The sequence below is a fragment of the Rahnella perminowiae genome, assembly GCF_019049695.1.
Classification (GTDB): domain Bacteria; phylum Pseudomonadota; class Gammaproteobacteria; order Enterobacterales; family Enterobacteriaceae; genus Rahnella; species Rahnella perminowiae.
On sequence record NZ_JAFMOT010000154.1, the window covers coordinates 20,356 to 31,524 of the forward strand.

The 11,169-nt window shown below is 52.8% G+C and carries 9 protein-coding genes; 7 read left to right on the top strand and 2 right to left on the bottom strand.

Going from position 1 to position 11,169, the window contains the following annotated elements:
- Positions 1-79 precede the first annotated feature (79 nt).
- Positions 80-1,123 carry a LacI family DNA-binding transcriptional regulator gene (locus tag J1781_RS03685; protein WP_217233222.1) on the bottom strand — a complete coding sequence of 348 codons (1,044 nt, stop codon included), beginning with the start codon at positions 1,121-1,123 and terminating at the stop codon, positions 80-82.
- A gap of 280 nt (positions 1,124-1,403) precedes the next feature.
- On the opposite strand from J1781_RS03685, the gene ascF reads away from it, so the two are divergent.
- The 3 genes from ascF to J1781_RS03700 all read left to right on the top strand — a co-directional run bounded on the left by ascF (position 1,404) and on the right by J1781_RS03700 (position 5,663).
- The gene (gene ascF / locus J1781_RS03690) at positions 1,404-2,882 is read left to right on the top strand and encodes a PTS cellobiose/arbutin/salicin transporter subunit IIBC (RefSeq protein ID WP_217138722.1); all 1,479 of its coding nucleotides are present in this window, start codon (positions 1,404-1,406) and stop codon (positions 2,880-2,882) included.
- A 15-nt stretch (positions 2,883-2,897) separates the two neighbouring features.
- On the top strand, positions 2,898-4,328 hold the full coding sequence (locus tag J1781_RS03695; protein ID WP_217233223.1) for a 6-phospho-beta-glucosidase: 1,431 nt from the start codon (positions 2,898-2,900) through the stop codon (positions 4,326-4,328).
- Positions 4,329-4,568: 240 nt separating this feature from the next.
- Positions 4,569-5,663, top strand: coding sequence for a glycoside hydrolase 5 family protein (locus J1781_RS03700; RefSeq protein ID WP_217233224.1), 1,095 nt, complete (start codon positions 4,569-4,571; stop codon positions 5,661-5,663).
- On the opposite strand, the gene J1781_RS03705 is transcribed toward J1781_RS03700, so the two are convergent.
- Positions 5,641-6,165, bottom strand: coding sequence for a hypothetical protein (locus tag J1781_RS03705; RefSeq protein WP_129951416.1), 525 nt, complete (start codon positions 6,163-6,165; stop codon positions 5,641-5,643). The two genes, J1781_RS03700 and J1781_RS03705, sit on opposite strands and share 23 nt — an antisense overlap.
- A gap of 500 nt (positions 6,166-6,665) precedes the next feature.
- On the opposite strand from J1781_RS03705, the gene J1781_RS03710 reads away from it, so the two are divergent.
- From J1781_RS03710 to J1781_RS03725, 4 genes are all read left to right on the top strand, one after another.
- Entirely contained in the window at positions 6,666-7,883 is a 1,218-nt protein-coding gene (locus J1781_RS03710; protein WP_217233225.1) for a nitrate regulatory protein, read from the top strand.
- A gap of 282 nt (positions 7,884-8,165) precedes the next feature.
- A complete protein-coding gene (locus J1781_RS03715; RefSeq protein ID WP_217233226.1) occupies positions 8,166-9,428 on the top strand; it encodes a CmpA/NrtA family ABC transporter substrate-binding protein in 1,263 nt (420 codons plus the stop codon).
- Positions 9,429-9,440: 12 nt separating this feature from the next.
- Positions 9,441-10,355 (top strand): nitrate ABC transporter permease, encoded by a 915-nt coding sequence (gene ntrB / locus J1781_RS03720; protein WP_129951413.1) that lies wholly within the window; start codon positions 9,441-9,443, stop codon positions 10,353-10,355.
- A gap of 9 nt (positions 10,356-10,364) precedes the next feature.
- Positions 10,365-11,162, top strand: a complete 798-nt coding sequence (locus J1781_RS03725; protein WP_129951412.1) for an ABC transporter ATP-binding protein — start codon at positions 10,365-10,367, stop codon at positions 11,160-11,162.
- Positions 11,163-11,169: the final 7 nt, after the last annotated feature.

Sequence of the window (11,169 nt, forward strand, 5' to 3'; positions counted from 1 at the left end):
TTTAACTCCTTCTAAACACTTGTTTGACTAACTATTCCCTATAAGTAATTTCAATAATAATATCCATAAAAACAACGAATTAACAGTTTGAGTCTACCACTTCAGCTCGGTTTAGATAAGGCCCGTCAATCACCGACTCCCGCAGAATAAGCTCTGACACGAATTTATTCTGTTCAGATAAATAGCCGCCGTCGAGCATAGAAATAATCTGATAAATGACTTCACTGACCATATCGCTGACCGGGTCTTTCACGCTCGACAATGCGGGAATAAGAAACGGTGCGGTGGGAATATTATCAAACCCGATCACCGAAACCTGTGAAGGTACCGAAATACCGGCTTCGTTGAGTTTTTTCATCGCGCCAATCGCCATTTCATCATTACTGGCCAGAATAGCGCTGAACGGTTCGCCGCTCGTCAGCAGGGTTTCGACGGCGGCAGCGCCGCTGGCCGCAGACCATTTCCCCTGCACAATCAGCGATTCCTTGACCGGCAGTCCGGCTGCTGCGAGCGCTTCTTTATAACCGGAAAGACGTTCAATGGCTGTCGGGGAATCCAGGGAGCCGGTGATAAACGCAATATGATGGTGGCCACGTTCAATCAGCGCCTGCGTGGCCTTAAAACCGGATCCTTTGTGGTCGCAATAAATACAATGGCTCTGATGTTTGCGCAGTTTACGGTTAACGACCATCACCGGCTTATTATATTTGTCGATCAGTTCATCCATTTCATCCACGGATAAAAAACGCGGATAAATAATGATGCCGTCACAGCGTAAATCATGCAGAAACTGAATGGCTTCGCGTTCTTCTTCGGCGCTGTGTTTGCCATCAACCAGGATCAGCTGACGTCCGTTGGCGTCGAGTTTTTTGGCCGCCTGAGAAATTATCTCACTGAAATAGTTGCCGTTATACAGCGTGTTGGTCACCACCAGACCGATGCACATCGATTTGCTGGTCGCCAGGTTGCGCGCCAGTAAATTCGGCCGGTATCCCGCTTCCTCGATGGCTTTAAAGACCTGATCTTTGGTTTCCTGGCTTACATAACCTTTACCGGAAAGCACACGGGAAACGGTGGCTTTGGAAACGCCCGCTTTGGTTGCCACTTCCTGCATTGTCGACATCAGGGTTTCCTGAAAGATAAAAATGAGCCGCCATTCTACACATTTCAGCGGTTTTGCGATGTTTTTGGCATAACAGAACGATAGTGAGAGATCACCATCACAAAAATAAAACGACGTTGCAATTTTTTATTGAAGTCTCGCAAGGAACTGCACATTCTCGTGTGAAACCGGTTACCTATTGTTTCACCAAAACCACCATGTTTCATAAAAAGCGGTTTCACAGAAGTCAGTGCTTCTGAAAAACATTCATAACCCTATGAATCCGAGAGAGTTGTTACTCATGTCTAAAAATTTTGCAGCAATATCACAGTCGATTGTTGATGCCATCGGCGGCCCACAGAACGTGGCGGCAGTGACGCACTGCATGACGCGGCTACGTTTCGTACTGAATGACGAATCGGCCGTTGATGCCGCGACACTGAAAGCCATTAGCGGCGTGATGGGCGTGGTGCGCAACGAAAAACAGTGTCAGGTGATCATCGGTAACAACGTTTCTCAGGCGTACGCTGAAGTGCTGAAATTGCTGCCGGAAGGGTTTTCTGCCGGTAACAATGACGCGCCGGTAAAAAACAAAATCACCCTCAAACGCATCGGCTCCGGCATCCTGGATGCGCTGATCGGCACTATGTCGCCCCTGATCCCGGCCATTATCGGTGGCTCCATGGTGAAACTGCTGGCGATGATCCTGGATATGACCGGTGTGTTAGGTAAGGGCGCTTCAACGCTCGTCATCCTCAACACCATTGGCGACGGCGCATTCTTCTTCCTGCCGGTTATGGTGGCGGCATCAGCGGCGGTGAAGTTTAAAACCAATATGTCGCTGGCGATTGCGATTGCCGGTGTCCTTGTCCATCCTGCATTTATCGATTTAATGGCGAAAGCGGCGCAGGGGCAGAAAGTCGAATTTATCGGCATTTCAGTCACGGCGGTGAAATACACCTACACCGTTATTCCGGCGCTGTGCATGACCTGGCTGCTGTCTTACATTGAAAAATGGGTGGACCGTATCACGCCGGTCGTCACTAAAAACTTCCTGAAACCTATGCTGATTATGCTGATCGCAGCCCCCGTTGCCATCATGCTGATCGGCCCGCTGGGCATCTGGATTGGCACCGGGATTTCTGCGGCGGTGTATACCGTACACAGTTATCTGGGCTGGCTGTCAGTCGCTATTATGGGGGCGGCCTGGCCGCTGCTGGTGATGACCGGCATGCACCGTGTGTTTACGCCAACCATTATTCAGACCATCGCTGAAACCGGTAAAGAAGGCATGGTCATGCCATCCGAAATCGGCGCAAACCTGTCCCTGGGGGGTTCTTCACTGGCGGTCGCATGGCGTACCAAAAATCCGGAACTGCGTCAGACGGCGCTGGCCGCGGCGGCTTCAGCCATTGTCGCCGGGATTTCCGAACCTGCATTGTATGGTGTGGCACTGCGCCTCAAACGTCCGCTGATCGCCTGCTTAATCAGCGGATTTATCTGCGGGGGTGTGGCGGGATTAGGCGGACTCGCCAGCCATTCGATGGCATCGCCGGGGCTGTTTACCAGTGTGCAGTTCTTCGACCCGTCGAATCCGATGAGTATTGTCTGGGTGGCGGGCGTGATGATCCTCGCCGTGGTGATTTCCTTCTTCACCACGCTGCTGCTCGGATTTGAAGACATTCCTGTCGACACGGTGGCACCGAAAGACATAAAACCGGCAGATACCCCGGCTTCCGTTGCCTTTGCAGTTTCATCAGGCGCGGCAAAATCACATTAAAGAAGAGGATTTCACATGGCAGCATCAGCATTTCCTGAGGGCTTTTTATGGGGCGGCGCAATTGCCGCAAACCAGGCCGAGGGTGGCAGTTTTGAAGGGGGTAAGGGACTGACGACGGTAGATATGATCCCGCATGGCGCGCAGCGTCTGGCAGTCAAAACCGGTCAGGAAAAACGTTTCTCCCTCAGGGCCGGTGAATTTTATCCGGCGCATCAGGCGATTGACTTCTACCATCGATACAAAGAAGACATCGCGCTGATGGCAGAAATGGGTTTTACCGTATTTCGCACTTCGATTGCCTGGAGCCGTCTTTATCCGAAAGGTGATGAGCTGACCCCGAATGCAGAAGGTATCGCGTTTTACCGGGATGTGTTTGCGGAGTGCAAAAAGCATGGCATTGAGCCGCTGGTAACGTTATGCCATTTTGATGTGCCGATGCATCTGGTGATCGAATACGGCTCGTGGCGCAACCGTAAAATGGTGGAATTTTTCGCCCGCTATGCCCGAACTTGCTTTGAAGCGTTCGACGGGCTGGTGAAATACTGGCTGACCTTTAACGAGATCAATATCCTGCTGCACAGCCCGTTCTCCGGTGCCGGTTTGGTCTTTGAAGAGGGTGAAAATCAGGAACAGGTGAAATATCAGGCGGCGCACCATGAGCTGGTGGCCAGTGCTTTAGCGACAAAAATTGCCCATGAAGTGAATCCTGATAATCAGGTCGGCTGTATGCTGGCGGGGGGGAACTTCTATCCGCAAACCTGCAAACCGGCTGACGTGTGGGCGGCCCTGCAAAAGGACCGGGAGAACCTGTTTTTCATTGATGTTCAGGCACGGGGCGAATATCCGTCTTATACCCGGCGCGTGTTTGCAGAGAAGGGCGTGAACGTGGTGACCGAGCCGGGCGACGATGACATCCTGAAAAACACCGTCGATTTCGTATCCTTTAGCTACTACGCCTCACGCTGTGCGTCGGCAGATATGAACGACAACAACAGCAGCGCGGCGAATATTGTTAAATCACTCAAAAACCCGTACATCGAAGCCAGCGAATGGGGCTGGGGCATTGATCCGCTTGGTCTGCGCATCACCATGAATATGATGTACGACCGTTACCAGAAGCCATTATTCCTGGTCGAAAATGGCCTCGGCGCGAAAGATGAAATCAACGCGCAGGGTGAAATCAATGACGATTACCGCATCAGCTACCTGCGTGAACATATCCGCGCCATGGGGGAGGCGATCACCGACGGCGTTCCGTTGATCGGTTATACGTCATGGGGCTGTATCGATCTGGTGTCCGCCTCGACCGGTGAAATGAGCAAGCGCTACGGCTTCGTTTATGTCGACTGCGACGATGCCGGGAATGGCACGCTGGAAAGAAAGAGAAAGAAATCATTCTGGTGGTATAAGAAAGTGATTGCCAGTAACGGCGCAGACCTGGACTGATCCGTCACGGGAATACCCAAAACCGGGTATTCCCGCCTCTCCCTGCGGGGCATCACGTCGCCGTATTTTGCCTTTTACACGCTTTCAGAACGCTTAAATTTGCCTGCCGGCTCTGCAAATTACGTAAAAAGAGTGTGATCTCAATTGAATAACCCGGACATGCAATTTGCCGTCGTGGTTAAGAGGGAATAAAAAATGGCTCTTTATAGACGTTAATGCATTTTATATCAGGAGCGATAAATGAAAGCGCAATGGAGCAGGGAAGAGGCGGCAGTGTGGAGTGAACAACAGGGCTGGATTTGCGGATTTAATTATCTGCCGCGCACGGCGGTGAACTGGACGGAACTGTGGCAGTGTGAAACCTTTGATGCACTGACCATTGATCAGGAACTCGGCTGGGCGCAGGAGGCGGGTTATAACCAGTTGCGCATCAACCTGCCGTTCATCGTCTGGCAGGCCGATCGCGACGGTTTGCTGTCGCGCATCGATCAGTTTCTCAATATTGCCAGTCGTCATGAAATCAGGGTCATGCTCACGCTGTTGGACGATTGCGGATTTTCCGGTGACGAGCCGTTTCTGGGGCCGCAAAAAGCGCCGGAACCGGGTAAACACAACAGTCAGGCGGCCGCCAGTCCGGGGCGTGATGTGGTCTGCAACCGCGAGATGTGGCCGGAAGTGGAACGCTATGTGCGTGACATCATCCGTCATTTCCGCACCGATGACCGCGTTGCCATTTGGGATTTGTACAACGAGCCGGGAAACCGTGGCACGTTCGCTACCGGACTGGAAGAAGTGTTGTATGACGAAAAACTGGAAGTATTTGCTCTCGAACTGATGCAAAAGGTGTTTGTCTGGGCGCGCGGGGAGGATCCGGTTCAGCCGCTGACCGTGGGTGCATGGCATGTCTCACAGGATTTGGATCAGCCCGAAAGCGAGTTTTTCACGCATCCGGTTGACGTTGCGGCGGCCGGGCTTTCTGATGTCATCAGTTTTCATGCGTATGTCGCAACACCAAAACTTTTACAGGCATTGCGTTTCTGGCAGAAATTTGGCCGCCCGATATTATGTACCGAGTGGCTGGCGCGCCATGTCGGCAGCGTATTCGAGGAGCAACTTCCCCTGTTCAGCGCGTTGAATGCCGGGTGTTATCAATGGGGATTAGTGCGCGGCAAAACCCAGACGACACTGCCCTGGCCTTCGGTACGCAAGGGCAATCACGATTACGCTCATTTATGGTTTCACGACGTACTCGACGAATACGGTATTCCGTTCCGGCGCGCCGAAATGGATCTGGTGCGCCGTTTAACGCGTGTTAAAAAGAGTGACGTCTCTTAAGGGGCAACGCCTTATCCCGGCTATTGCTTAACGGAGACTCATTAACCGGCCAGGAGACCGGACGTTCACTTCTGGCCGTTGTTTTTACATGCTGAACTATACGCAGGAATCGAAAATATTGCGGGGGAATAACCATTTGCAGATTATTAGCCATGCCTTGTAAGTCATTTAAATTATCGCGGCAATGGAACTTACACTGACTGTACTCCATAATATCCCAGCGGCATTCCTTCAGCTGGAATAAAGGTACACGCGAAAATACTTTCAAAATAGTGGGGCCTTTGAAAGGATTAATACCGACAGCTTTTTTTCCATGATGCGCGGGATTGAACATATCACGTGACTCGGCGGCTCGTGAAAAATAACCCACTAAAAAATCATCATCTCTTGCGACATATAACCCTGAACCTAAAGCAGCGTAGGCATGGCTTTCCCTGGGGCCATATTTTACTAATTGCAAAGCAGAAGCGGCACTTGTGCCATGGTAGCCCAGTAAATACATATAACCTCCGGTGTTATAAATTTCTTCGTATATAAATGATGTTCAGGTATTTTTGAATATTCGCGGCCTCACAGGCCGGATCATAAACCGGCAGAAATATAACGCCTGCCGGAAGATTTTAATAGTCAGATAAATTTCACACCGGATAAGCGTTTTTGCAACTCTCTGTTTTTATAGGGGTTGTGTGGCCTGCGTGTGATTTGATGAATCACTTATTAAGCACCGCAAAATACCTGATACGTTCAATTATCATCAGGGAGAGCTTTTTATGAACAATATATTTATCTTTAAGATGACTTTTACCTGTTTATCATAAAAGGGCACAGTAATGCGCCCGGAATTTCCCGTTTACCTCCACTTAAATTTCTGAATCTTACTGTCATACCCACCCCGATTCTCCGCTTCGCAGGAGAGGGCGCTGACCGGGCCGTTTTGCCTTACCCCTTCCGGCACACTTCTTGCTTTACTTTCTCAATCTCTGGCCAATATCAGGTTCATTCATGTCCCTTTCTGCCCTTAATTTTGTACTGGCATCGAAAAAAAGTGAAATTCTCTGCCTGCAACAGCTGTTGGAAATGGGCAGGCTGGTCGGCGCGGTCAGCAGGCTGATCCACATGCTGCAACGTGAACGGGGCACGGCGAATATCTATTTATGTTCGCACGGCGAACTGTGGGCGGAGCAACTGGGTGAGCGGGCGCTACAGGTCCGGATGGCGGAACAGGCAGTGGATCAGCAGTTGCTTGCGCTGGATCTGAACGGTCAGAGCATAGGTAATGCGCCGCGTCTGTTCAGCCGTATCGCTGCCGTCTTACACAGCCTCAGCACCTTGCCGGTGTTGCGCCGTCAGGTGCAGGTACAGGATATCAGCCAGCCGGAAGCGATGCGGCAATACAGCGAGATTATCCGCACACATTTGGCGCTGGTGTTTGAAGCCGCTGATATTTCAGGTGATCCGTCCATTTCGCGTACGTTACTGGCAATGTTCAGTTTTATGCAGGGTAAAGAACTGGCCGGACAGGAGCGTGCAACCGGCGCAGCAGGATTTGCCGCACGGCATTTCGATGACGTGGCACACCAGCAGCTTTTGGCACTGATCGAAGGCCAGGAGCGGTGTTTTCAAACCTTCAGGGAGTTTGCCGATGCCCGCTGTCTGGCGCTGTGGCAACAGCAACTGGACACCGACAGCAGCGAGTTCGAGCGCCTGCGGCGAATTGCCTGTACCCGCACCACACCGGCGGACGAGGGTCCGGCTGCCGCGCTGCGTTGGTTTGAGGTGACCACGGCACGTATTGACGGGATGAAAGTGGTGGAAGATGTGCTTGAAGACGTTCTGATGGCGTGCTGCCGCGAGCGGATCCGTGAAGCGCAGGCGTCTCTTGCCCTTCAGCAGCAGGATATCGGGCAAATTCCCCCGCAGGATTCGCATTATCCGGCGCTGATCCCGCCGCAACTGAGTCGTTCCGTCCTGGAACTGGTCGAGCAGCAATCCCGTCAGTTACAGGCACTCGACGCTGAACTGGCCGGGCTTCGCGCGACGCTGGCTGAGCGAAAGCTGGTGGAACGCGCCAAAGGATTGCTGATGCAACATCACGGGCTGACCGAACCGCAGGCGCATAAAACCCTGCGTGATATGGCGATGAACCAGAACAAGAAACTGTCGGACATCGCCGAAGCGATGCTCGCGGTGTCGGCAGTATTAGGGAAGAAAAGTGATTAATCCTTAAGGAGTATCTGCACTGTTGGTGTGCCATTGTGATGTGCACCACGTTCTGTCGCGGTGCACCGGGCGGCGGGAATGACGCGGCAAAGCCGCTAACAGTCTGTTTTTACAGTGATGTACGAAGTTGGCATATAAGCTGCATTGTTTTTACGACATAAGGACTAAACCAATGGCGGTTTAGTCAGGATTACGGATAAAGGCGTCCGTCAGCGTTCAGGAAACTGAGCGCTGACTGGACGCTTTTTTTTTGTTCATTTTTCAACATCACAGGAAGCCGCAATGACGCCAGATGATAAAAAAACTCCGGGACAATTCTCCCGCCGCCGCTTTATTGCCGGCAGTGCGGTACTGGGCGGCAGCATGATGATGCCGGGCTTTATGAACAGCGTCTGGGCGGCCGGTTCAGATGCGCCCGAGAAAAAAGAAATCCGCGTCGGATTTATTCCGCTGACCGATTGTGCCTCCGTGGTGATGGCGGCAGTGAAAAAATTTGATGAAAAGTACGGCATCAAAATTATCCCCAGCAAGGAATCGAGCTGGGCATCAGTGCGCGACAAACTCGTGTCCGGCGAACTCGATGCCGCGCATGTGCTTTACGGGCTGGTGTATGGCCTGCAACTGGGCGTATCCGGTCCGCAGCACGACATGGCAATGCTGATGTCGCTCAATAATAACGGACAGGCGATCACGCTTTCTAATCAGCTGAAACAGGCCGGTGTCACCGACGGGGACTCGCTGAAAAAAAGGGTCGATGCCAGCGTGAAAGGCACCTACACCTTTGCGCAGACTTTCCCCACCGGTACTCACGCCATGTGGCTGTATTACTGGCTGGCGAACGCCGGTATCCACCCGTTTAACGATGTGCGTAACGTGGTCGTGCCGCCGCCGCAAATGGCAGTGAACATGAAGATCGGCAACATGAGCGGTTACTGCGTCGGCGAACCCTGGAATCAGCGCGCCATTCAGGACGAAATAGGTTTCACTGCGGTCACGTCACAGGATATCTGGCCGGATCATCCGGAAAAAATTCTCGGCACCACGTCGGCCTGGGTCGCGGCTAATCCCAACGCCGCCCGTTCGCTGACCGCTGCGGTACTTGACGCCTCACGCTGGATTGACACTTCTGACGCCAACCGTATCGAAACCGCGCAGGTTATCTCAGCACGAGCCTACATCAATACGCCGGTGGCAACGATTCAGGGACGGATGCTTGGCGATTACGAAAACGGACTGGGCAAAAAGTGGAAAGACGCACACAGCATGCGTTTCTTCAACGACGGCGCGGTCAACTATCCGTATCTCTCCGACGGCATGTGGTTCCTGACTCAGCACAAACGCTGGGGATTGCTGAACAATGATCCGGACTATCTGGCCGTCGCCCAAAAAATTAACCGTATTGACGTCTATAAACAGGCGGCGACTGCAGCCGGTGGCATCAACCTGCCGTCCGGTGATATGCGCAGCAGCACGCTGATAGACGGAAAAGTCTGGGACGGCAGCAACCCTGCCGAATATGCCAATAGTTTTGCCATGAAACGTTAAGTGAGGTCGCTGATGTCCATGAATTCAAAATCTCATGTTGTCGCGCTGCCTGAACCGGTGAGTGCACAAATTGTACCGATCGCCCCGGTAACGCAGAACGCAGCCGCGCCGGTCAGTGCCGTAAAAACGACTGATACCGCACGGTTGCGCGTCGTGATGCACCGTGTTTTGCAAAAAGCTATTCCGGCGCTGCTGGGAGCCATCGTACTGATCGCCATCTGGCAAATTGCCGCGCTCAGCAGTAAAGGGTTTCCGACCCCGCTGAAAACCTGGGAAGCGGCGAAAGTGATTTTCGCCGATCCGTTTTACATCGCCGGGCCGAACGACATGGGCATTGGCTGGAACGTTCTGGCGTCGCTTAAACGTGTGGCGATGGGCTTCGGGCTGGCGGCACTGATCGGCATCCCGGCGGGATTTCTGATCGGGCGCTTCAGTTTTATCGCCAGCATGCTTAATCCGATCATTTCATTGCTGCGACCAGTCAGTCCGCTGGCCTGGTTGCCTATCGGTTTGCTGTTATTCCAGCGCGCAGAACCCGCCTCGGCGTGGACCATTTTTATCTGCTCGATCTGGCCGATGATCCTCAACACGGCTGAGGGCGTAATGCGTATTCCGCAGGATTATCTCAACGTCGCGCGGGTGCTGAAACTCAGTGAATTCACCGTGATGCGCAAGATCCTTTTTCCTGCCGTACTGCCTTACATCCTCACCGGTGTACGTCTGTCGATTGGTATCGCGTGGCTGGTGATTGTTGCCGCCGAAATGCTTACCGGCGGCGTCGGGATTGGTTTCTGGATCTGGAACGAATGGAACAACCTCAACGTGGAAAACATCATTATCGCCATTCTGCTGATTGGGGTGGTGGGGATGGTGCTGGAACAGGGGTTGATGGCCATTGCCCGCCGCTTCAGTTATGACAACCGTTAGGAGCCTGAGATGAAAAACAACCAAGCCATTATCCGCGTGCAGAACGTCAGCCAGAGTTTCCCGACCGCCAAAGGCCCGTTTCTGGCGCTCGACAATGTCAGCTTTGATATTGCACAGGGTGAAACGGTCAGCCTGATTGGTCATTCCGGTTGCGGAAAATCCACCTTGCTGAACCTGATTGCCGGGCTGAGCCGTCCGACGGAAGGCGTGCTGCTGTGTGATAACCAGGAAATTACCGGTCCTGGCCCGGAACGCGGCGTGGTGTTTCAGAACCATTCTCTGCTGCCGTGGCTGACCACTTTTGAGAACGTCGCGCTGGCGGTGAATCAGGTGTTCAAAGGGGTAATGAGTAAAAGTGAAATGCGTGACTGGATTTCGCACAACCTCGACCTGGTGCACATGGGACACGCTGCCGATAAACGTCCGGGTGAGATTTCCGGCGGTATGAAACAGCGGGTGGGCATCGCCCGTGCACTGGCGATGAAACCGAAAGTGTTACTGATGGATGAACCCTTCGGCGCACTCGACGCTTTAACCCGTGCGCATTTGCAGGATGCGGTGATGGAGATCCAGTCGCGTCTGAAAACCACGATTTTGCTTATTACACATGACGTGGACGAAGCGGTGCTGCTTTCGGATCGCGTAATGATGATGACCAACGGACCGGCAGCAAAAGTCGGCGACGTGTTGCAGGTGGAACTGGCGCGCCCGCGCTCACGGCTGGCACTGGCGAACGACCCTATGTTCCACCAGTACCGTCAGCAGGTTCTGCAGTTCCTGTATGAAAAACACCGGTCGGTTGCCTGATTCAGCA

Bases quoted from the DNA above. Each gene is read 5' to 3' on its own strand.
- J1781_RS03685 (WP_217233222.1), bottom strand. From the start codon at position 1,123: ATGTCGACAATGCAGGAAGTGGCAACCAAAGCGGGCGTTTCCAAAGCC.
- ascF (WP_217138722.1), top strand. From the start codon at position 1,404: ATGTCTAAAAATTTTGCAGCAATATCACAGTCGATTGTTGATGCCATC.
- J1781_RS03695 (WP_217233223.1), top strand. From the start codon at position 2,898: ATGGCAGCATCAGCATTTCCTGAGGGCTTTTTATGGGGCGGCGCAATT.
- J1781_RS03700 (WP_217233224.1), top strand. From the start codon at position 4,569: ATGAAAGCGCAATGGAGCAGGGAAGAGGCGGCAGTGTGGAGTGAACAA.
- J1781_RS03705 (WP_129951416.1), bottom strand. From the start codon at position 6,165: ATGTATTTACTGGGCTACCATGGCACAAGTGCCGCTTCTGCTTTGCAA.
- J1781_RS03710 (WP_217233225.1), top strand. From the start codon at position 6,666: ATGTCCCTTTCTGCCCTTAATTTTGTACTGGCATCGAAAAAAAGTGAA.
- J1781_RS03715 (WP_217233226.1), top strand. From the start codon at position 8,166: ATGACGCCAGATGATAAAAAAACTCCGGGACAATTCTCCCGCCGCCGC.
- ntrB (WP_129951413.1), top strand. From the start codon at position 9,441: ATGTCCATGAATTCAAAATCTCATGTTGTCGCGCTGCCTGAACCGGTG.
- J1781_RS03725 (WP_129951412.1), top strand. From the start codon at position 10,365: ATGAAAAACAACCAAGCCATTATCCGCGTGCAGAACGTCAGCCAGAGT.